We start from the raw sequence: 19558 nt of genomic DNA on the forward strand, positions 1-19558 counted from the left end.
TTTATAGTCCCGCCACCTTGCAAATAAAACGCCGGATACCAACGTCTTATGGTAGATATCAGGCGTGGGCTGCAACAATCCGCGCCTTTGGAGGAAATGATGGATTTCGATACCTTTTCAGGCATGGATTATGCGGTCATCGCGATCGTGATATTTGTTCTTTGGACATTGATCGCGGGCATCAAGACGGTGCCTCAGGGTTATAATTACACTGTCGAACGCTTCAAGCGCTACACTCGCACGCTACATCCCGGCCTCAACCTGATCGTGCCCTACATCGACACGATCGGTGCGAAATTGAACGTCATGGAGCAGGTGCTCGACGTGCCGACGCAAGAGGTCATCACCAAGGACAATGCCAGCGTCAAGGCCGATGCCGTCGCCTTCTATCAGGTGCTGAACGCCGCCCAGGCGGCCTACCAGATTTCCAACCTCAATCAGGCGCTGCTCAACCTGACCATGACCAATATCCGCTCGGTCATGGGCTCTATGGATCTCGACGAGTTGCTGTCCAACCGCGAAACGATCAACGAGCGGCTGCTGCGTACCGTCGATGAAGCCGCCAGCCCGTGGGGCATCAAGATCACCCGCGTCGAGATCAAGGACATCACCCCGCCGCAGAACCTGGTCGATTCCATGGCACGGCAGATGAAAGCCGAGCGCGAAAAGCGCGCCCAGGTGCTTGAAGCCGAAGGCTTTAGAAATGCCCAGATCCTCAAGGCCGAGGGCGCCAAGCAGGCGACCATCCTCAAGGCCGAGGGCGAACGCGAGGCCGCCTACCGCGAAGCCGAAGCCCGCGAACGCCTGGCCGAGGCCGAAGCCAAGGCGACGAAAATGGTGTCCGAGGCCATCGCCGCCGGCAACGTGCAGGCCATCAACTACTTCGTGGCGCAGAAATACACCGAGGCCCTGGCCTCGATCGGCACAGCAAGCAATTCCAAGATCGTGCTGATGCCGATGGAGGCATCTTCGCTGATTGGCTCGCTCGGCGGCATCGGCGCCATCGCCAGGGAAGTGTTCGGCAATGGCAATGACGGCGGCACCGCACCGGCAACGCCGCGCCAGGCAACTCGCTCGACACCTGTCGTTACCGCCAGCACGCCCAATCCGTTCGTGATCCGCCCGACCGAGCCGCAGAGTGATCTGACATGATCAGCAACCTTGTTCACAATGCCGGGCCCTGGGCCTGGTGGATCTTCGGCATCGTCCTGCTGGTGGCCGAAATCATGCTGCCCGGCAACTTCCTGATCTGGGTCGGCATTGCCGGCGTCATCACCGGCCTACTCTCCAACATGCTCTGGGAAACCGCCTGGTGGGGCTGGCAGGTGCAATGGCTGGTGTTTGCCGTGCTGTCATGCATCAGCCTGTTTATCGGCCGCACGTGGCTGATCCGCTCGGGCGCCAAGTCCGAGGAGCCGACGCTGAACGATCGCGGCGCCAGTCTGATCGGCCGCACCGCCGACCTGACGGATCCCATCCTGAATGGCCGCGGCCGCGTGCGCATCGGCGATGCGTTCTGGACGGTCAGCGGGCCGGACCTGCCGGCAGGCACGAAAGTGAAGATCGTCGGCAGCCAGGGCAGCGGCCTGAAGGTCGAAGCGTTCTAGGCGTCATAATTGCGGGCGTTCCATCCTGCTTCGATCGAAGCGCCGACCGAGGCAGGCCGTGAAGCAACCGTTTCACTTTTTCTCAATCAGATGATTGACTCTCGATCTAAAATCAATCAAGTGATTGATGGATAGATTTGATCGAGACACCATGACCGAGATTCCGCAAAAATATCAGCCCACCGACGACCGCAAGCGCGCAATCGCAGCCGTTGCGCGATCGCTGATCGTCGAGAAGGGGTTTGAGGGGCTGCGGACACGCGAGATCGCCGACCGGGTCGGCATCAACATAGCCACCCTTCACTATCATGTCCCCTCGAAGGACGCGCTCATTCAGTTGGTAGCGCAGTCGATGCAGGATGATTTCATGAGCCAACACGCGCGCCACCCTCGCGAAGGGCTTCCGCCGCTCGAGCAGCTGAAGATCGAGATCAACCAGCACCGCGAGACCCGGCGCGAAAATCCAGAATTGCTGCTGGTCATGGAGGAAATGGGACGGCGGGCTCGTCATGACGAGAGCATCGCCCGGTACATCACACCGATGCGTGCCTACTGGCACCGACAGATCGCCGAGATCCTCGAAGCGGGCGTGGCGGATGGAACGTTCCGCGCCGATCTCGATTCTCATTCCGCAGCGTATATGGTCATCGGCGTGCTGATTGCCGGGTCGATCTTCCGGCTCGATGACCGGCAAAGCATGGACCGCCCCGTCGCCGAACTGTTGCGCGCCCTTCTTTCCGATAAAGCAAAGGCACAATCCAATGTCTGACAATCCAACGCATCCCGCCCCGCATGGCGAAATGCATGCCTTCGAACGCCGGTGGATCGCAATGGGCGTGCTGCTGATGGCGAGCTTCATGAACATGATCGACGTGACCATCGTCAATGTCGCCCTGCCGTCAATGCAGAAGAATCTCGGGGTCTCGGAAAGCGGCATCGAATGGGTGGTGGCGGGATACATTCTTGCCTTCGCGCTCGGCCTGCTGCCGTTCGGCCGCTATGGCGATATCGTCGGCAAAAAGCGCATCTTCCTGATCGGCGTCGCCGCCTTCACCATCGCCTCGATGCTGTGCGGGCTTGCAGCCAATGTCGAGATGCTGATCGCATCGCGGGTCATCCAGGGCATTGCCGGTGCGGTGATGACGCCGCAGGTGCTGGCAATCGCCCAGATCATGTTTCCACCGAAGGAGCGGGCGGTGGCCTTCTCGCTGTTCGGCCTGACGGCAGGGCTTGCCTCGGTTGCGGGCCCGGTGACCGGCGGCACCCTGATCCACGCCGACATTTTCGGACTCGACTGGCGACCGATCTTCCTGATCAACGTGCCGATCGGCATTGCCTGCGTGATTGCCGGCCGCTACCTGATCCCCGACATCAAGGGCAATCCGAAGCTGAAGAACGACTGGGTCGGCATCGCCATTGCCGCGTTCGGTACCTTCTGCTTGATTTTCCCGCTGATCGAGGGCCGCGGCTTCGGCTGGCCCGCCTGGTGCCTGGCGATGATGGCGCTGTTTATTCCGTTCATCGCCCTATTCATCTGGTGGGAGCGCCAGCAGAATGCCCGGGGTGCCGCTGAGCTCGTGCCGCTCAGCCTGATGCGCAACCACAATTTCGTCTTCGCAGCCTTGGGCGCCATGGTGTTCTTCTCGGCTATGCCGGGCTTCTTCCTGATTCTGGCGATCTTCCTGCAGGGTGGATACAGCCTCAATCCGCTGGAATCCGGCCTGACGACCATCCCCTTCCCGATCGGCGTGCTGATCGCCTCGGTGGTCACGGGCCGGCTTGGTGGCAAGGGGCCGAAGCAGCGGCTCATCCTGGGCTGCGCGATCCTGATCGTCTCAGCGCTGATCCTCAGATACACGGTGGCCGGCGTCGGCGATGTCGTCATCCGGTCGCACTTCATCCTGCCTCTGTTTCTCGGCGGCCTTGGAACGGGCATCGCCATCTCGCCGCTGTTTCAGGTCGCTCTTGCCGGCGTGCCGCCGCGCGATGCGGGTTCGGGATCCGGCGCGCTGCAATCCATCCAGCAGATGGGCGGCGCATTTGGCGTGGCGATCATCTCGGAGATCTTCTTCTCGCTGCTGGGATCGCAGATGGCTGGCGGTGTCGTCCAACACGATGCCTTCAAGACCGCATTTGAGACGGCTTTGCTCTACAATATCGCCTGCTATGTGATCGTCGCGCTGGTGGCCACGCTGCTGAAAGCGCCGCCGACACATGCGGCGCAGCCGGCCACAAGGCCCGTTATCGCGGAATAGCAAGCATCGAGGCCCCGTTCGCCGGGCCTTTTCATTTTGCTGGCGTGAATTTGAACGAGTTGACGATCACCTCGACATTCTCGCCATCGCTGGGCTCCTGGCCGCGAAATCCCCAGAGATTGAAGAAGATCGGCATCGGGCTGGAACTGATGCGCTTGCCGGGGTTCTTCGGCTGGAAGGACCAGTAGGCATCCTGGCCGGCTGTGCCGTTGTCCCTGACGACAACGGAGTAATAGCTGACGCGATCGGGTTCCCACACGAACTTGTGCTCGCTCTTGGCGACACCATTCTTGAAGCTGAAGCTCTGGGTGGTTGCCTTGAGGCCGGGATCGACCGGCCAGACGGTGTAGTTCAACGGCGGGTAGCTCTTGTTTCCCCAGCGGGCGAACTCGATATCGATCTCGTTGGTCGCGTCAGGACCGACATCGGCGGGCGGATAGTTGAAAAAGCCGAACACGACATTCTTGTCCTGGCCGCCGATATCGCCGGTGAATTCGATCTCGTATTTGCCGAAGCCGAAGCGGCTGACGCTTTGGATCTCGCCTGCGTACCACTTGCCCTTCTTCTTGGAGAATCTGAGATGCAGCCGGCCCTTGCTGTCGACGAAGGCCTGCGAGGTCGCCCAATTATTGGGGCCCGGCCCGAGTCCCTCGCCCTGCTTGATCTTGAAGTCATAACCGGAAAAGCGGATGCGCTTGGCGTCGGCTGTCGCCGGCACCAGCATTGTCGCAATGAAAGCAACGACGAGAACAGGTTTGAGCATACGTTTCTCCAGCGGGACGCGACACTCTAGTCCCGCTGGCTGATTTCAGGCTGATCAGCGAACGATCAGCGTTCCGGCGCCCATTTCGGTAAACAGTTCCAACAGCACGGAGTGTGGTGTCTTGCCGTTGAGGATGACGACGCCTTCGACACCGCCTTCGATCGCCTCGATGCAGGTCTCGACCTTGGGGATCATCCCGCCCGAGATCGTGCCGTCCTTGATCAGCGCATGCGCCTGGGAGACTGAGAGCTCCTTGATCAATTCGCCATTCTTGTCGAGCACACCGGGTACGTCAGTGAGGAACAGGAGGCGCACGGCATTGAGCGCACCGGCGATCGCGCCGGCAAAGGTGTCGGCATTGATATTGTAGGTGTGGCCGTCGCGACCTGGCGCGACCGGCGCGATGACCGGGATCATTTCCGACTTGGCCAGCAGGTCGATCAGTGTCCGGTCGACTTCGACGACCTCGCCGACGAAACCGAGGTCGAGCACGCGCTCGATGTTCGAATCAGGATCGATGACGGTCTTTCGGGCCTTTTCGGCAAACACCATGTTGCCGTCCTTGCCGCAGAGGCCGATCGCCCATTCGCCGGTCTGGTTGATCAGGCCGACGATTTCCTTGTTGATCGAGCCGGCCAGAACCATTTCGACGATCTCGACCGTCTTCTGGTCGGTGACGCGCAGGCCGTTCTCGAAACGTGATTCGATGCCCATCTTGGCGAGCATGGCGCCGATCTGCGGCCCGCCGCCGTGGACGACGATAGGGTTGACGCCGGATTGCTTGAGCAAGCCGATGTCGCTCGCAAATGCTTTGCCGAGTTCGGGATTGCCCATGGCGTGACCGCCATATTTGACAACGATCGTCTTGTTCTCATACCGTTGCATGAACGGCAGCGCCTGGGCAAGCAAACGCGCCTGGGTCTCGTTCTCGGACTGGGACATCGGGGCCTCTCGGAAGAAAAAGTCGAGGCTTCTTTAGCGTAACTCTTTGTCACATGGAATGATCCGCAGACAGGTTTCTCGCGTAAACCGGACGTTCAGAACGATTTCGATTTCCCGAAAGCGATTTGGGGCCAGCGGCCCGGCGGATGAGAAACAATGGATGATCTCGGTGCTCTCTTGGGTCGCGTATCGCTGAAGGACCGCGCCGCCTTCTCCCGCCTCTATGTCCTGTATTCCCCGAAACTCTTCTCGGTGCTTCTCCGTATAGTTAGAGATCGGGGCGAGTCCGAGGATGCGCTGCAGGAGGTCTTCGTCAAGATCTGGCAGCGCGCCGACAGGTTTCGCCCGGAGGAAGGACGCGCGGAAACGTGGCTTATGGCGATTGCCCGCAATCACGCCATCGACATGCTCCGCGCCCGCAAACCACAGGCCTCGGCAATCGACGAGGCTTTCGATCTTGCTAGCGACGAAATAGACCCGGAAACCGCAGCTGTGAACCGCAGCGAGGGTGGCCGAATAGACAAGTGTATGCAGACGCTCGAATCTGATAAGGCTGATGCGGTAAAACGTGCTTACGTCGAAGGTTTGAGCTATCAGGAACTCGCGGAAATCTATAATATTCCGCTGAACACGATGCGAACCTGGCTGCGGCGCAGCCTGTTGAAACTGAGAGAGTGCCTCGGGCAATGAGCGACAGACCGCAGGATTGGGACAAAAGCCGGGATGAAATCATCTCCGGCGAATATGTACTCGGCGTCCTGTCCGAGGAGGACCGCCGCCGCGTCGAAGCGCGGATCGCCTCCGATCCGAAATTTGCCACGCAGGTTCGCCGCTGGCAGACCAATCTCGCCGATTTCAACGACGAATACCAGGATGCCCGCCCGCCGCAGGATGCTTATACCAAGATCGAGCAGCGCCTGTTCGGTGTACCCGATTCGACATCTTCGGGAATCTGGCAGTCGCTCTGGGGTTCGGTCGCCGTCTGGCGGACGCTGACGGCCGCCGCCTTGGTGCTCGCCGTCGGGTTTGGCATCTCCGGTCGCATCCAGCTTCCCTGGACGCCAAAGGCCGCGGCGCCGCTGGTCGCCGAACTCACCGGCATGGATTCGCCGATCAGTCTCGTCGCGACCTATGATTTTTCCTCCGGCAAGCTTAGCGTCACGCCGGCTGCGCTGAAGCAGGAGCAGCCGAAGTCGCTCGAACTGTGGCTGATCGAAGACGGCAAGCCGCCGGCCTCGCTCGGCGTGCTGCCCGAAGACGGCCACGGCGATATCCTGATCAATGCCAGCCTGCGCGACGCGTTCGCCGCCGGCAAGACCATCGCCATGACGGTCGAGCCCCTGGGTGGCTCGCCGACCGGCAAGCCGACTGGCCCGGTCATTGCGCTCGGCAAGACACGGCTGCTCTGAGACCAGAGCAGTCTGGCCTCTTAAACCTTCCAATACGACTCAAGTTTCATTAGAGATGTGGTGACTCGCTGTGCGACACATCTTGAATGAAGACGATGACATGACCGACGATAGCAGCGCTTTGGCAAGCGAAAGCGCCCAGAACCTTGATCACCTGTTTGGCGAGAAATTCCCCTACTGTCATGGAAAGTTCCTGCTCGGTACATCCCATCAAGATTCCATCTCATGCCGCGATCTCCTGGATCCTGATGTTTGCAACCGGGTATTCGATCGCTACGCGACGCGCTTTGGCGGCGTGGACCATCGAGCCGCAGCGTCGATGTGGACGATGTACTATTTCAGCGGACTGGTGATTGGCCCTGTCGTCGCCTGGCGCCAGCATCGCCGCATCTGCCGCTGTCGCTGAACACGATCCGCATCTGCCTCGAGCCCACGACTTCGGCACCCATTGCCTTCGCACTCGATCACGAGGGTCACGGCAATGCGGATGTCAGCCTTTCCGAGGCGTTGGAAGGCGCAATCTTTGACCATGCGGCACCGCTGGTTCAGGCACTCGCTGCAAACGCCGGACTGTCAAGAAAGCTGCTTTGGTCGAATTTGGTGGTTTATCTCGACTGGATTATCCGCGAGGCTGCAACGCAGATGGGCGAAGTGGCTTCCGCCGAGGAGCTTGCAATCATTGAAGGCGAGACGTGGCGGGATGGGCGAACCAATCCGGTCTTCGGCCTCATCCGCCGCGAATGCGGAACGGAGGGAGATTTCTCGCGCCGGCGCGTCTGCTGCCTGCGCTATATCCTGCCCGGTGTGCCGGGCTGCGGCATGGTCTGCCCGCTTCCGGCAGGGCGGGAATGACGCCCTTATGGCCGGATGATGGAAGAGCAATTCAACCTATGCTATGTATCCGGCATCTGGCGAGCAAGGAGCGACGGATGATTTCTGTTTCCAGGGCGGATTGCGCAGAGGATTTCGAAGTCGTAGCAAGGCTGGGCGATGCGCTCGGAGAGTGGGACGCACAGGAGGTGCAGGCCTATGGCGTGGCGCCCGAGGTCGTGCTCGGCCTCTTTCATGGCTATACCAGCGCCAGCCTGGCCGCCAGTTCAGCGGTGAGATTGCAAAGATATTCGTTGCCAGATGGGATGACGCAGCTGCGGGATGCATCGGCTTGGATACCTTCGACGATACCACCCTGGAACTTCAGAAATTCTATGTCGATCCCGAGTTCAGAGGCAAGGGCATCGGCAAAGCGCTTATCCAGAAAGCTCTCCTGGAAGCCGCCGAGGGTCACCACATCAAGCTTGTGCTGCAAACAACGGTCTACATGAGGAACGCGATCTCGGTCTACGAGGCCTTCGGCTTCGTTCGATGCCCGCAATTCCGTGAAATACCCGACACCATCAAGCACACCGAAGTCTTCATGGCGCGCCCGTTGTAAGGCGTTTACTTCGAAGCCGAGATCAGCTTCTGCGTGGTGGCCTGTTCAAGCTGGTTGCGCTGGCGGCCGGCTTCGTCACGCCATTTGCGCGCTTCCTGTGCCTCATCGCGGGCGCGCTTGCGGTGCTTGCCCTGCGCCAGCCACGTGGCCGAGGAGCCGATCAGTACGCCGATCATCAGCGCGATGAACAGGAAGACGAAGAAGGGCAGCGACAACGACAGAACGCTGTCTTCCGGGCGGAATGGGTTGAGGGCCAGGGTCACGAGGTGACGATTGGCGACCGACAACACGATCAGGATGATGGCGACCGGCACGATAACAACGAATTTGAGGATGCGTGTGATCATGGAACGGTTCTCCCTGCGATAAAATCTGCCCGCAGCACATGCGGCATCGCTTTCTGACCCGCCCTGACGGGGAAATCAAGGCACACATGGAATTCAGGACGGAATGCCATCCATCTCAACGCTTCTGATTTGCCGGAACGTCGAGGCAAAAACCTCTTATTCTTCGTCGTCATCCTCATCGGCGAGGTCGGGGTTGAGCCGCTCGCGCAATTCCTTGCCGGTCTTGAAGAAGGGAACCCACTTCTCCTCGACGAAGACGGCATCACCCGTGCGGGGGTTTCGGCCGGATCGAGACGGTCGGTTCTTGACGGAGAATGCACCGAACCCGCGCAGTTCGACGCGGTTGCCGCCAGCCAGCGCATCGGTGATTTCGTCAAGAACAGCATTCACGATGTTCTCGACGTCCCGATGGTACAGATGCGGATTTTTCGCTGCGACGATTTGTACCAATTCAGACTTGATCACAAGCGCCCCCTCTGACGATCTTTTCGACCTATTCTCATTATCTTTCAAACTGCCAAACGGAGACAAGACCGTCAAGTAACAACTTGTCATCACTCAGGTTTCCAAGGGAATTGTTCTGGTCCAGCCAGGCAAAACCCGACCATTGCAGAACCTGCCGCACCATGCTGCCGAACAGGAAGGGCGAACCGGTCTTCGGCGCCATCCAATCGACCACCGGCAGGTCCTTGCCGACCTTGCGGGTTTCGAGGAAGGCGCGGATCTGATCCATGCCGCCGATATCGTCGACGAGCTTGGACTTGAGCGCCATGCGGCCGGTGAAGACGCGGCCATCGGCCACCTTCAGTGCATCGGCTTTGGAAAGCTTGCGGCGCTCGGCAACGAGATTGACGAACCAGTCGTAGGAATCCATCACCATCTCGCGCATCACCGTCTTGGACTCCTCGCTGGCGTCGTGGAATGGCGACGGCTCGGCTTTCAGCGGTGCGGACTTGATCTCCTCAAGCGACACGCCGATCTTGTCGAGCAGGTTCTTGAGCTGCGGGTACTGGAAGATAACACCGATCGAGCCTGTGATCGATGTGTCCCCTGCCACGATCCGGTCGCCGGCAATGGCGATCATGTAGCCGGCCGATGCCGCAAGCGTCCTGACATCGGAGACGACAGGCTTTTTCTCGGCCACGCGGCGAATCGCCTTGTAGATCATCTCACCGCCATAGGTCGTGCCACCCGGCGAAGAAATCGAGACGATCAAAGCCTTGACCGAATCCTTCTTGGCGATCCTATCAAGACGATCGAGAAGCTCTTTATCGTCCTGGATGACACCTGAAATGGTGATCCGGGCGACATGATCCTTCTCCATTGGAGACGAAAATTGCCCGCCATTGGCGACAAACCAGAACAACACGATCGCGGCCGCAATCAGCAGAAAGGAGAAAATCCGCCAGAAGGACAGCTTGCGCCGGATGCGCCTGCGTTCGGCTATCTCGTTGATACTCATCGTCTTGGATCCAAATTGAAATTTGCGCTAGAGATAGCGCGTGACGCGCCAGAAGGAAACACCATGGCGCCAAATGCACCGGGCATGCAGCAAATTCTCTGCAAATAGTGTAAGCACATTGTATTTCCGCCATGATTTACCTATGTGTCAGACCGTAAGATCGCCCACCAGGACAGATTATGGATATCCGCGCCAGCAGCATACTACCGGCTCCGGCTGCGACCGCCTACAAGCGGGCGCAGTCGCATTCGGCGCGCGTGCGGCGCTGGAAGATCCTGCTGCCGATCGCGGCGCTGATCATTTCCCTCTGCTTCGTGGCCGTCTCCTGGGTTCGCACCATGTTTCCGGACAATCTGTCGATCGGCGGGGCCAAGATCGAGAACGGCAAGATCGTCATGGAAAAGCCGGCAATCTCAGGCCGCAATGACGAGGGCATCAGCTATTTCATGAATGCGCAACGCGCGCTGCAGGATATCATCAACCCCAACCTGATCTCGCTCGAGGACATCGACGCGGCGGTACCGATACGCGGAGATCTGGTTGCGCGCGTCAAGGCGAAGGGTGCGGATTTCGACCGTTCGACCGACCTTCTCGACATGACGGCGCCCTTCATCGTCACGCTGTCGTCCGGTGTGACGGTGCATTTCCAATCCGCCCATCTCGACGTTCATGCAGGCAAGATGAACACCAAGGACCCAGTCTCCGTGGAAGCAAAAGATTCCACCCTGGTTGCGAAGAGCCTGAAGATAACCGATAAGGGCAGGGTCATTACATTCGACGGCAATGTTAAGGTTGTGGTCAATCCGGCCGCCTATCGCACCAAGGAAAATCAGGGGCAACCATGAGGCTTATTCGTCTTTCCGTATGCCTGGCCGCGGCCGGTCTGTTGGCCGCATCGCTCTCGCCGATCGCAGTTTTGGCGCAGACAAGCCAGATCAAGGGCCTGTCGCTGTCCAACGACAAGCCGATCCAGATCGAGAGCGACAAGCTCGAGATTCATGAGCAGGAGAAGAAGGCCTTCTTCGATGGCAATGTCAGCGTCGTGCAGGGCACGATGACGCTCAAATCCAACCATATGATCGTGTTCTACAAGGAAGGCGGCGGCGGCATCTCGTCAGGCGGTTCCGACATCGATCGTATCGAAGTCTCCGGCGCCGTGTCCGTCGTTTCCGGCACCCAGAGCGCCACCGGCGAAACGGGTTCATTCGACATGCGCACCGAATTGCTCACCCTCGAAGGCAAGCAAGTGGTGCTTGCCGACGGGCCGAACGTTTTCACCGGCTGCAAGCTGACGGTGCAAATGAAGAATGGGCTCGCCAAGCTCGACAGTTGCGGTACCCGGGTGAAGATCCTGATCGACCCCAAATCCCGCAAGACAAATTAGTGCCGGCACTCCGTTGAAAATACCGTTTCTCACATCTGCGGGCAAACAGGGCCGCAAAGGCACCGATCCGCAGGATCCGGAGCAGAAGGCGCGCTATGAAGGCACGCTGATTGCGCGTGGCATCACCAAATCCTATCGCTCGCGCCGGGTCGTCAATGGCGTCTCGCTCGTCGTCCGGCGTGGCGAGGCCGTCGGCCTGCTTGGGCCTAACGGTGCCGGCAAGACCACATGCTTCTACATGATCACCGGCCTCGTGCCGGTCGACCAGGGCCGCATCGAGATCGACGGCAACGACGTGACCTGGATGCCGATGTACCAGCGCGCCCGTCTCGGCGTCGGCTACCTGCCGCAGGAGGCGTCGATTTTCCGTGGCCTGACAGTCGAGGAAAATCTGCGTGCCGTGCTCGAGGTAGCCATCAAGGACAAGAAGGCGCTCGAGGAGAAGCTGGAATCGCTACTGGCCGAGTTTGCCATCAACCATTTGAAGAAATCGCCGGCGGTGGCGCTGTCCGGTGGCGAACGGCGCCGGCTGGAAATCGCCCGGGCGCTGGCGAGCGACCCTGCCTTCATGCTACTTGACGAGCCGTTTGCCGGCGTTGATCCGATCTCGGTCGCCGACATCCAGAACCTGGTGCGGCACCTGACGCGCCGCGGTATCGGCGTCTTGATCACCGACCACAATGTCCGCGAGACGCTTGGCCTGATCGACCGGGCCTACATTATCCACGCCGGCGAGGTACTGACCCATGGCCGCGCCGCCGACATCGTCAGCAATGCCGATGTGCGCCGCCTGTATCTTGGCGACAATTTCAGCTTGTAGCGTGTTTTTTACGATGCTTTTGATGGTTTTGGGCGGATTTCGACGATTTTAACGTCGCAAATAAAGAATGCTTGACCGGATCGGATTAATAAGCAATTTTTGGGCCAGTTTGGAAAACCTGATCTTCTGATCGGGTTCGAAAACTGGATTTATGTCCTGTGAGGGGAGTATAGCGTCCGCCATGGCCTTGTCTGCCAGCCTCTTTTTGCGACAGTCCCAGTCGTTGGTCATGACCCCGCAGCTGATGCAATCCATCCAGCTGCTGCAGATGACGTTTCTCGAACTCAACCAGTTCATCGCCCAGGAAGTCGAAAAAAATCCGCTGCTCGAGCTTGCCACGCATCCCGAGCAGACCGAACCGGAATTCTCCCGCGAGATAGATGTGTCTGATATGCCCGCCGAGCACGGCGAAGCCATTGACGGCCAGTCGGAAAATGCTGGCGCTTTTGATGGTGCGGACTTCTCTGAGCGGCATGCCGAGCGCCTAAATGAAGCGCTCGACACCGGTTTCGAAAATGTGTTCCAGGACGATGGCGCGCCGCGCCGCGCCGATGCGCCCGAGTTGTTGCAGCAGTGGAAATCCATGCCGGGCGGCCTCGGCGAGAGCGGAGAATCCTACGACCTCGACGAGTTCGTCGCCGGCCAGATTTCGCTGAAGGATCATCTCGGCCAGCAGGTCCCCTTCGCGTTTCCGGATAATCGTGAGCTGCTGATCGCACGCTACCTGACCGATCTGCTCGATGAGTCCGGCTATATCCACCACGGACTGGACGAGCTTGCCGAGCGGCTGGGCACCGATGCCGTAGAGCTTGAAAATGTGCTTCTCAGGCTGCAGGAACTTGACCCGCCCGGCGTTTATGCGCGGTCGCTCAGCGAATGCCTTTCGATCCAGCTCAGGCTGAAGAACCGCCTCGATCCCGCCATGCAGGCGCTGCTGGCCAATCTCGATCTTCTGGCCAAGCGTGATTTTGCCAGCCTCAAGAAGATCTGCGGTGTCGACGAGGAAGACCTGCTCGATATGCTGGGAGAAATCCGCGCGCTCGATCCCAAGCCGGGCGGCGGCTTTGAGTCCTCGCTGTCGGAATCGATCATTCCGGATGTCATCGTCAAGGCGGCGCCGGATGGCGGCTGGTCGGTCGAGCTCAATCCAGAAACGCTGCCGCGCGTGCTGGTCAATCACCAATATTACGAGAGGATTTCCCGCACCCTGCCCAAGCAATCCGAGGATCAGGCGTTCCTTTCCGATTGCATGCAGAGTGCCGGCTGGCTGACACGCAGCCTCGACCAGCGGGCGCGCACGATCATGAAGGTGGCGACCGAGATCGTCCGCCAGCAGGATGGCTTCTTTGACCAGGGGATCGCACATCTTCGCCCGCTCAACCTGAAGACCGTGGCCGAGGCGATCAAGATGCATGAATCGACCGTCAGCCGTGTCACCTCGAACAAATACATGCTGACGCCGCGCGGCCTGTTCGAACTCAAATACTTCTTCACCGTGTCGATCGCGTCGTCCTCGGTGGGTGGCGATGCGCATTCGGCGGAATCCGTTCGCCACAAAATCCGGGCGATGATCTCCGGCGAAACGGGCGACAAGGTTCTCTCCGACGACGATATCGTCGACAATCTGAAAACCGGCGGCATCGACATTGCCCGCCGCACGGTCGCCAAGTATCGCGGAGCAATGAATATCCCCTCCTCAGTGCAACGAAGACGCGAAAAGCGCGTGCTCTCGAAAGTCTCGGGACTCTGCGAGGCCTGATATCCGGGCGTTCCGATAACAATCTATATTTGTACTATTTATTGGTTATGCACAGAGCCTCTCGCGCCACCCCTTGACTCGCATGGGTGTCGCAGCTAGAAGCCCGCCGCCATGAGCGCACTCTGAACACCAAAGTTCCTGAGGATTTTCGACCGACAAGGCGAGGTATCCTCACAGAAATGCTTGGATCAATGAGCGGGTTTGGCATAAGCTGCATTTTGATAGTTTGCGATTGCGTCGGGGGATTTCCGGACACGGCCGCCAAAAATGGTATCCTGGCCCGGAAGACCGATCCCTGCTGACGCAGTAGCGGAGCTTTTTCGGGGGCAGAGGCCCGCCTCGGAATAGCAAGTAAGCAAGCGGGCTTCGAAACGTTGTGTGCAGGAAGGAAAACACCATGAGTGTGCGTGTGACCGGCAAGCAAATGGATATCGGCGATTCGTTCAGGACCCGCATCACGGGGAATATCAACGACGCCATCGCAAAATACTTCGACGGCGGTTTTTCGAGTCAGGTCCTTGTTGAGAAAGAGGGCGCCAGATTCAATGCCGACTGCAAGATCCATCTGGATTCCGGTGCCAATCTCCACGCCGAAGGCAAGGCCAACGATCCGCAGGTCGCCTTCGATTCTGCCCTTGAGCGCATTGAGAAGCGCCTGCGCCGCTATAAGCGCAAATTGCGCGATCATCACCATGGCGAAAGCCGCAATGGAACCGAAGTGGCCTATGCGGTGTTTGATACTCCGGAAGGCGGCGACGATGAGATCGCCGAGGATTTCGCACCCGTGATCATCGCCGAAACCACGCGGCGCCTGGCAACGATGTCGGTGGCGACGGCCGTGATGGCGCTCGACATGACAGACGAACCGGTAATGATGTTCCGCAAGCCTGGCTCGGCGGACCTCAATATTGTGTATCGCCGCAACGACGGCAACATCGGATGGATTGACTCGGCCAATATCAAGGGCTGAGGCGGGACGATGATCAACGAGGGTCAGGCTGGCGGCGGTGCCGGCCTGACGAATACCGGGCCCAAAAAGGACAATATGAATGGCTTTGGCGGATATTTTGCATCCGGAAGGGATTCTTCCGGCTCTTCGCGTGCAGTCCAAGAAGCAGCTTCTGATGGAACTTGCGGCATGTGCATCCAAACTCACCGGAATTTCCGAGCGTGAAATTTTCGAAGTGGTGCTCCAGCGCGAAAAGCTGGGCTCGACGGGAGTCGGTGGCGGCATCGCGATCCCGCACGGCAAGCTGAAGTCGTTGAACCGGATCACCGGCGTGTTCGCACGCCTGGAAACGCCCGTGGATTTCGAAGCGCTCGACGACCAGCCCGTGGACATCGTGTTCATGCTTCTGGCCCCGGAAGGTGCTGGCGCCGACCATCTCAAGGCACTGTCGCGGATTGCACGCGTACTGCGCGACCAAGATCTCGTTGCACGCCTGCGCGCATCGGAATCGGTATCGGCGCTCGATGCCTGCCTCAACCAGGAGCAGGCCTCCAACGCTGCCTGAGTAATCGCTGGCGCGGACGATGTCCGCTCTAGCTGACGCTGTCCGCTTTAGCTGACGACCCAAGCCCAGAAAGTGACGGAAAGCACACCGAGTGCTGTCGTCAGGGTGATGGCCGAGGCTGCAAGTGCCTCGGCGGTTCGAAACTGCACTGAAATCAGCCAGGCATTGACGCCGGTGGGAACCGCCGCGATCAGCACCAGGGCCGCGCGCCAATCCGGCGAAAGGCCCAGAAGCGTCGAAAAGACATAGACACAGGCCGGCATTATCAGCAGTTTAAGTGCGGACGCGACCAGCGGCAGCACGCCATTGCCCGAAAAGCCATAGCGCCGCATCGCCATGCCGAGCGATATCAGCGCGGCCGGCCCGGCGATCGCCGAGAGCTGTTCGGCCAGCACCTTCGGCACGCCCGACAATTTCAGATCGAAGAGATGCCAGAGCCCGCCGCCGACAATACCGAAAACCAGCGGATTGCGGCGGAGGTTGCGGGCGAGCGAGCCAGCCAGATGCCACCAGGTTCCGGGCTTCTTGCCGATGTCATGCTGCTCCGCCCGCTCGATCAGCAGCGTCGAGACGATCATCATCACAGGCAGATGCACGGCGATCAGGATCGACACCGCCACCAGCCCCTCGGCCCCCACGGTGCGATCGACCAGCGGCAGGCCGATGAATACGGTGTTGGCAAATGCCGATGACACGCCGGTGACCGTCGCCGTGCGATGGTCAGTCTTGAACAGACGATTGGCAAGCTGGTAGGCGATCGTCCAGGTGACGCCAACGCCGGCGAAATAGGCGATCCACAGCCGGACCGGAAAGGCGCCATGGAAATCAGCCTCGGCGATAGTCTTGAACAGCAGCACCGGCACCGCGACCTTAAAGACGAAATCCGAGAGCGCATCGCCGGCTTCCGAGCGCAAATATCCGGAGGCAACGATCAGCCATCCGGCAAAGATCATCAGGAAGACCGGCAACACATTTTCGGCAGTGGATATCATTTCAAAGCCCAGATCGAGGTATAAGGGCCTCATACGCCGATCACAGGCCGTGGCAAGGGCAGTTCCCGGCAATTGCGTTCGCCGAAAATAATGTTTCACGACCAGCATTGGTGCTTGTCTCGCCTTGGCGGTAGTGGCAATTTCGCACCTGCGAACAGGAGCATTCATGAACGAATTTCAGGCTGGCGATTTCCGCGAGCGTATCGAGGCATCCTTTGCCAAGCAGGGCGCGATGGCCTTGATCGGCGCGGAACTGACGCTGATTCAGCAGGGTATCGTCGAGATCGAACTGCCTTTCAATGCAACACTCACCCAGCAGCATGGCTTCCTGCATGCCGGCGTGATTGCGGCGGCGCTGGATTCGGCCTGTACCTACGCCGCCTACACGATGATCGACCCCGATGTCTCGATCCTGACCATCGAATTCAAGGTCAACCTGATGTCACCCGGCAAGGGTGATCGCTTCCTGTTTCGCGGCGAAATCACCAAACCCGGTTCCAACATCATCGTCGCCGACGGCCGAGCCTATGCGATCGGTGACGGCCCGGCCAAGCTGATCGCCTCGATGACCGGCACGAAGATGGCCCTGCGCGGCCGCGAGGATATCCGGGGATGAGCGATCGTCTGAAATCGGTGGGCGGCAAATCCATCCTGTTCGTCATGGCCGCCGACGCGGAATATGGTCCGCACCTGCAGGCGCTGTTCCAGCCCGTGATGACCGGCGTCGGTCCGGTCGAGGCCGCGGTCGAACTGACAAAGGCTTTGACCAGCCTGGCTCTGGATGGGCGCAGGCCCGATCTGGTCGTCTCGCTGGGATCGGCGGGTGCTGCGAAGCTTGAACAGGCCGAGATTTATCAGGCGACGTCAGTGGCCTATCGCGACATGGATGCTTCGGCCTTCGGGTTCGAGAAAGGAACGACTCCATTCCTCGGCCTGCCCGCCGTGCTGCCGCTGCCGCTCGTAATTCCCGGCGTAAAGCAGGCAACGTTGTCGACTGGGGCCAATGTCGTCTCCGGCGATGCCTATGGCACGATCGACGCCGACATGGTGGAGATGGAGACCTATGCGGTGCTGCGCGCCTGCATGGCCTTCGATATTCCGCTGATCGGCCTGCGCGGCATTTCCGATGGCGTGGTCGAAGTCAGCCACATCAATGACTGGACGGAATACCTGCATATCATCGATGAGAAGCTCGCCGAAGCCGTGCTGAAACTCGAAGCCGCCATCGAAGGCGGCGCCCTCGCAATTTGACTGGCAGCTATGCGTAAAGCGCCTTGCGCAAACGGGCCATTTTCATTAAAGGCTCGACATGACCCAGATAGCTCCTTCCGACACCGTTCTCATTATCGATTTCGGCAGCCAGGTGACCCAGCTCATCGGCCGGCGCGTCCGCGAGGCGGGCGTCTATTGCGAGATCGTTCCCTTCCAGTCCGCCGAAGAGGCCTTCAACCGGCTTCGCCCCAAGGCGATCATCTTTTCCGGTGGTCCTGCATCGGTGCTGGATGAGGGCAGCCCCCGCGCACCACAAGCAGTGTTCGACTCCGGCCTACCAATCCTGGCGATCTGCTATGGCCAGCAGACGATGGCAACGCAGCTCGGCGGCAAGGTCGAAGGAGGCCATGCCCGGGAATTCGGCCGCGCCGATGTCGAGATCCTCAAGCCCAGCCCGCTGTTTGAAGATTTCTGGGAGGTCGGCAAGAAATATCCGGTCTGGATGAGCCATGGCGACCGCGTCACACAGGCGCCCGAAGGCTTCGAGATCATCGGCACTTCGGAAAACGCGCCATTTGCAATCGCCGTCAACGAAGGCCGTCGTTACTACACGACGATGTTCCACCCCGAAGTGGTGCATACGCCCGATGGCGCCAAGCTGCTGTCGAATTTCGTCCACAAGATTGCCGGCATCAAGAGCGACTGGTCGATGTCGGCCTATCGCGCGCGCGCCGTCGATGCGATCCGCAAGCAGGTCGGCGACAAGCGCGTCATCTGCGCCCTTTCCGGCGGCGTCGATTCCTCGGTTGCGGCCCTGCTGATCCATGAGGCGGTTGGCGACCAGCTGACCTGCATCCTCGTCGACCACGGCCTGATGCGCAAGAACGAAGCGCGCGATGTCGTCGAGATGTTTCGCGAGCATTACAATCTCCACCTCATCCATGTCGATGCCGTCGATATGTTCGTCAATGCGCTGGAGGGCGAGAGCGACCCGGAAACCAAGCGCAAGACCATCGGCCGCCTGTTCATCGAAGTGTTCGAGGAAGAAGCAAAGAAGCTCGGCGGCGCCGAATTCCTTGCCCAGGGCACACTTTACCCCGATGTCATCGAAAGCGTCTCCTTCACCGGCGGCCCGTCGGTGACCATCAAGTCGCACCACAATGTCGGTGGCCTGCCGGCTCGCATGAACATGCAGCTGGTCGAGCCATTGCGTGAGCTCTTCAAGGATGAAGTGCGTGTGCTTGGCAAGGAACTCGGCCTGCCCGACTCCTTCATCGGCCGCCACCCCTTCCCCGGCCCGGGGCTCGCCATCCGCTGCCCGGGCGGCATTACCCGCGAAAAGCTCGATATCCTGCGCGAAGCCGACGCCGTCTATCTCGACGAGATCCGCAAGGCCGGCCTCTACGACAAGATCTGGCAGGCCTTCGCCGTGCTGCTGCCGGTGCAGACCGTCGGCGTCATGGGCGATGGCCGCACCTACGAATTCGTCTGCGCGCTCCGCGCCGTCACCTCGGTCGACGGCATGACGGCGGATTTCTATCACTACGACATGAATTTCCTCGGCCGCGCCGCGACCCGCATCATCAACGAAGTCCGCGGCATCAACCGCGTCGTCTATGATGTGACCAGCAAGCCGCCCGGCACGATCGAGTGGGAATGA

24 protein-coding genes are annotated in these 19558 nt (G+C 59.7%); 17 read left to right on the plus strand and 7 right to left on the minus strand.

Annotation, left to right across the window (positions count from 1 at the left end; genetic code table 11):
- Positions 1 to 99: 99 nt before the first annotated feature.
- The 4 genes from ACXHRN_RS23535 (at position 100) to ACXHRN_RS23550 (ending at position 3862) form a co-directional block, all read left to right on the plus strand.
- Positions 100 to 1152 carry an SPFH domain-containing protein gene (locus tag ACXHRN_RS23535; RefSeq protein WP_488641999.1) on the plus strand — a complete coding sequence of 351 codons (1053 nt, stop codon included), beginning with the start codon at positions 100 to 102 and terminating at the stop codon, positions 1150 to 1152.
- Positions 1149 to 1607, plus strand: coding sequence for an NfeD family protein (locus ACXHRN_RS23540; protein WP_488638703.1), 459 nt, complete (start codon positions 1149 to 1151; stop codon positions 1605 to 1607). The genes ACXHRN_RS23535 and ACXHRN_RS23540 overlap by 4 nt, the downstream gene beginning before the upstream one ends.
- A gap of 151 nt (positions 1608 to 1758) precedes the next feature.
- On the plus strand, positions 1759 to 2376 hold the full coding sequence (locus ACXHRN_RS23545; protein WP_488638704.1) for a TetR/AcrR family transcriptional regulator: 618 nt from the start codon (positions 1759 to 1761) through the stop codon (positions 2374 to 2376).
- Positions 2369 to 3862, plus strand: a complete 1494-nt coding sequence (locus tag ACXHRN_RS23550; protein ID WP_488638705.1) for an MFS transporter — start codon at positions 2369 to 2371, stop codon at positions 3860 to 3862. The genes ACXHRN_RS23545 and ACXHRN_RS23550 overlap by 8 nt, the downstream gene beginning before the upstream one ends.
- A 31-nt stretch (positions 3863 to 3893) precedes the next feature.
- On the opposite strand, the gene ACXHRN_RS23555 is transcribed toward ACXHRN_RS23550, so the two are convergent.
- Both ACXHRN_RS23555 and argB read right to left on the minus strand, forming a co-directional pair.
- Complete coding sequence (locus ACXHRN_RS23555; RefSeq protein ID WP_488638706.1) at positions 3894 to 4625, minus strand: glycoside hydrolase family 16 protein; 732 nt, start codon at positions 4623 to 4625, stop codon at positions 3894 to 3896.
- A gap of 54 nt (positions 4626 to 4679) precedes the next feature.
- Positions 4680 to 5567, minus strand: coding sequence for an acetylglutamate kinase (gene argB / locus ACXHRN_RS23560; RefSeq protein ID WP_488638707.1), 888 nt, complete (start codon positions 5565 to 5567; stop codon positions 4680 to 4682).
- 156 nt (positions 5568 to 5723) lie between these two features.
- On the opposite strand from argB, the gene ACXHRN_RS23565 reads away from it, so the two are divergent.
- Positions 5724 to 6257 (plus strand): sigma-70 family RNA polymerase sigma factor, encoded by a 534-nt coding sequence (locus ACXHRN_RS23565; RefSeq protein ID WP_488638708.1) that lies wholly within the window; start codon positions 5724 to 5726, stop codon positions 6255 to 6257.
- Positions 6254 to 6976 carry an anti-sigma factor gene (locus tag ACXHRN_RS23570; RefSeq protein WP_488638709.1) on the plus strand — a complete coding sequence of 241 codons (723 nt, stop codon included), beginning with the start codon at positions 6254 to 6256 and terminating at the stop codon, positions 6974 to 6976. The genes ACXHRN_RS23565 and ACXHRN_RS23570 overlap by 4 nt, the downstream gene beginning before the upstream one ends.
- A gap of 49 nt (positions 6977 to 7025) precedes the next feature.
- Here the strand turns inward: ACXHRN_RS23570 and ACXHRN_RS23575 are convergent, their stop codons facing one another.
- Entirely contained in the window at positions 7026 to 7160 is a 135-nt protein-coding gene (locus tag ACXHRN_RS23575) for a hypothetical protein (RefSeq protein WP_488638710.1), read from the minus strand.
- A gap of 137 nt (positions 7161 to 7297) precedes the next feature.
- On the opposite strand from ACXHRN_RS23575, the gene fhuF reads away from it, so the two are divergent.
- The gene (gene fhuF / locus ACXHRN_RS23580) at positions 7298 to 7828 is read left to right on the plus strand and encodes a siderophore-iron reductase FhuF (protein WP_488638711.1); all 531 of its coding nucleotides are present in this window, start codon (positions 7298 to 7300) and stop codon (positions 7826 to 7828) included.
- A 43-nt stretch (positions 7829 to 7871) separates the two neighbouring features.
- Positions 7872 to 8408 carry a GNAT family N-acetyltransferase gene (locus ACXHRN_RS23585; RefSeq protein WP_488638712.1) on the plus strand — a complete coding sequence of 179 codons (537 nt, stop codon included), beginning with the start codon at positions 7872 to 7874 and terminating at the stop codon, positions 8406 to 8408.
- Between the two features lie 5 nt (positions 8409 to 8413).
- Here the strand turns inward: ACXHRN_RS23585 and ACXHRN_RS23590 are convergent, their stop codons facing one another.
- The 3 genes from ACXHRN_RS23590 to sppA form a co-directional block, all read right to left on the minus strand.
- Positions 8414 to 8755, minus strand: coding sequence for a DUF1049 domain-containing protein (locus tag ACXHRN_RS23590; protein ID WP_488638713.1), 342 nt, complete (start codon positions 8753 to 8755; stop codon positions 8414 to 8416).
- Positions 8756 to 8911: 156 nt separating this feature from the next.
- Positions 8912 to 9220 carry an integration host factor subunit beta gene (locus ACXHRN_RS23595; protein ID WP_488638714.1) on the minus strand — a complete coding sequence of 103 codons (309 nt, stop codon included), beginning with the start codon at positions 9218 to 9220 and terminating at the stop codon, positions 8912 to 8914.
- 37 nt (positions 9221 to 9257) lie between these two features.
- Complete coding sequence (gene sppA / locus ACXHRN_RS23600) at positions 9258 to 10217, minus strand: signal peptide peptidase SppA (protein WP_488638715.1); 960 nt, start codon at positions 10215 to 10217, stop codon at positions 9258 to 9260.
- 179 nt (positions 10218 to 10396) lie between these two features.
- Between sppA and lptC the strand changes: the two genes are divergently transcribed.
- From lptC to ptsN, 6 genes are all read left to right on the plus strand, one after another.
- Positions 10397 to 11062, plus strand: a complete 666-nt coding sequence (gene lptC / locus ACXHRN_RS23605) for an LPS export ABC transporter periplasmic protein LptC (RefSeq protein WP_488638716.1) — start codon at positions 10397 to 10399, stop codon at positions 11060 to 11062.
- Complete coding sequence (locus ACXHRN_RS23610; RefSeq protein WP_488638717.1) at positions 11059 to 11601, plus strand: LptA/OstA family protein; 543 nt, start codon at positions 11059 to 11061, stop codon at positions 11599 to 11601. The genes lptC and ACXHRN_RS23610 overlap by 4 nt, the downstream gene beginning before the upstream one ends.
- Positions 11602 to 11614: 13 nt before the next feature.
- Positions 11615 to 12421, plus strand: a complete 807-nt coding sequence (lptB, locus tag ACXHRN_RS23615) for an LPS export ABC transporter ATP-binding protein (protein WP_488638718.1) — start codon at positions 11615 to 11617, stop codon at positions 12419 to 12421.
- 181 nt (positions 12422 to 12602) lie between these two features.
- Complete coding sequence (gene rpoN / locus ACXHRN_RS23620) at positions 12603 to 14180, plus strand: RNA polymerase factor sigma-54 (RefSeq protein ID WP_488638719.1); 1578 nt, start codon at positions 12603 to 12605, stop codon at positions 14178 to 14180.
- A gap of 397 nt (positions 14181 to 14577) precedes the next feature.
- Positions 14578 to 15150 (plus strand): ribosome hibernation-promoting factor, HPF/YfiA family, encoded by a 573-nt coding sequence (gene hpf, locus ACXHRN_RS23625; protein WP_488638720.1) that lies wholly within the window; start codon positions 14578 to 14580, stop codon positions 15148 to 15150.
- A gap of 79 nt (positions 15151 to 15229) precedes the next feature.
- Positions 15230 to 15694: a PTS IIA-like nitrogen regulatory protein PtsN gene (gene ptsN / locus ACXHRN_RS23630; RefSeq protein WP_488638721.1), complete on the plus strand. Its 465-nt coding sequence runs from the start codon at positions 15230 to 15232 to the stop codon at positions 15692 to 15694.
- A 47-nt stretch (positions 15695 to 15741) separates the two neighbouring features.
- Here ptsN and ACXHRN_RS23635 read toward each other — a convergent pair whose 3' ends face one another.
- Positions 15742 to 16686: an AEC family transporter gene (locus ACXHRN_RS23635; protein ID WP_488642000.1), complete on the minus strand. Its 945-nt coding sequence runs from the start codon at positions 16684 to 16686 to the stop codon at positions 15742 to 15744.
- Positions 16687 to 16852: 166 nt separating this feature from the next.
- On the opposite strand from ACXHRN_RS23635, the gene ACXHRN_RS23640 reads away from it, so the two are divergent.
- From ACXHRN_RS23640 to guaA, 3 genes are read left to right on the plus strand one after another with little or no spacing between them, the layout of a single operon-like run.
- A complete protein-coding gene (locus ACXHRN_RS23640) occupies positions 16853 to 17302 on the plus strand; it encodes a PaaI family thioesterase (RefSeq protein ID WP_488638722.1) in 450 nt (149 codons plus the stop codon).
- Complete coding sequence (locus ACXHRN_RS23645) at positions 17299 to 17937, plus strand: 5'-methylthioadenosine/S-adenosylhomocysteine nucleosidase (RefSeq protein WP_488638723.1); 639 nt, start codon at positions 17299 to 17301, stop codon at positions 17935 to 17937. Before ACXHRN_RS23640 ends, ACXHRN_RS23645 begins: the two co-directional genes overlap by 4 nt.
- 58 nt (positions 17938 to 17995) lie before the next feature.
- Positions 17996 to 19558 carry a glutamine-hydrolyzing GMP synthase gene (gene guaA, locus ACXHRN_RS23650; protein ID WP_488638724.1) on the plus strand — a complete coding sequence of 521 codons (1563 nt, stop codon included), beginning with the start codon at positions 17996 to 17998 and terminating at the stop codon, positions 19556 to 19558.

The sequence above is a fragment of the Shinella sp. OV683 genome, assembly GCF_057787725.1.

Coding starts and splice junctions, on each gene's coding strand:
- ptsN (WP_488638721.1), top strand. CDS start 15,230: ATGGCTTTGGCGGATATTTTGCATCCGGAAGGGATTCTTCCGGCTCTT.
- argB (WP_488638707.1), bottom strand. CDS start 5,567: ATGTCCCAGTCCGAGAACGAGACCCAGGCGCGTTTGCTTGCCCAGGCG.
- sppA (WP_488638715.1), bottom strand. CDS start 10,217: ATGAGTATCAACGAGATAGCCGAACGCAGGCGCATCCGGCGCAAGCTG.
- ACXHRN_RS23585 (WP_488638712.1), top strand. CDS start 7,872: ATGTATCCGGCATCTGGCGAGCAAGGAGCGACGGATGATTTCTGTTTC.
- rpoN (WP_488638719.1), top strand. CDS start 12,603: ATGGCCTTGTCTGCCAGCCTCTTTTTGCGACAGTCCCAGTCGTTGGTC.
- ACXHRN_RS23550 (WP_488638705.1), top strand. CDS start 2,369: ATGTCTGACAATCCAACGCATCCCGCCCCGCATGGCGAAATGCATGCC.
- hpf (WP_488638720.1), top strand. CDS start 14,578: ATGAGTGTGCGTGTGACCGGCAAGCAAATGGATATCGGCGATTCGTTC.
- ACXHRN_RS23640 (WP_488638722.1), top strand. CDS start 16,853: ATGAACGAATTTCAGGCTGGCGATTTCCGCGAGCGTATCGAGGCATCC.
- ACXHRN_RS23610 (WP_488638717.1), top strand. CDS start 11,059: ATGAGGCTTATTCGTCTTTCCGTATGCCTGGCCGCGGCCGGTCTGTTG.
- guaA (WP_488638724.1), top strand. CDS start 17,996: ATGACCCAGATAGCTCCTTCCGACACCGTTCTCATTATCGATTTCGGC.
- ACXHRN_RS23590 (WP_488638713.1), bottom strand. CDS start 8,755: ATGATCACACGCATCCTCAAATTCGTTGTTATCGTGCCGGTCGCCATC.
- lptC (WP_488638716.1), top strand. CDS start 10,397: ATGGATATCCGCGCCAGCAGCATACTACCGGCTCCGGCTGCGACCGCC.
- ACXHRN_RS23635 (WP_488642000.1), bottom strand. CDS start 16,686: ATGATATCCACTGCCGAAAATGTGTTGCCGGTCTTCCTGATGATCTTT.
- ACXHRN_RS23570 (WP_488638709.1), top strand. CDS start 6,254: ATGAGCGACAGACCGCAGGATTGGGACAAAAGCCGGGATGAAATCATC.
- ACXHRN_RS23565 (WP_488638708.1), top strand. CDS start 5,724: ATGGATGATCTCGGTGCTCTCTTGGGTCGCGTATCGCTGAAGGACCGC.
- ACXHRN_RS23540 (WP_488638703.1), top strand. CDS start 1,149: ATGATCAGCAACCTTGTTCACAATGCCGGGCCCTGGGCCTGGTGGATC.
- ACXHRN_RS23645 (WP_488638723.1), top strand. CDS start 17,299: ATGAGCGATCGTCTGAAATCGGTGGGCGGCAAATCCATCCTGTTCGTC.
- ACXHRN_RS23535 (WP_488641999.1), top strand. CDS start 100: ATGGATTTCGATACCTTTTCAGGCATGGATTATGCGGTCATCGCGATC.
- ACXHRN_RS23545 (WP_488638704.1), top strand. CDS start 1,759: ATGACCGAGATTCCGCAAAAATATCAGCCCACCGACGACCGCAAGCGC.
- ACXHRN_RS23555 (WP_488638706.1), bottom strand. CDS start 4,625: ATGCTCAAACCTGTTCTCGTCGTTGCTTTCATTGCGACAATGCTGGTG.
- ACXHRN_RS23575 (WP_488638710.1), bottom strand. CDS start 7,160: ATGACAGTAGGGGAATTTCTCGCCAAACAGGTGATCAAGGTTCTGGGC.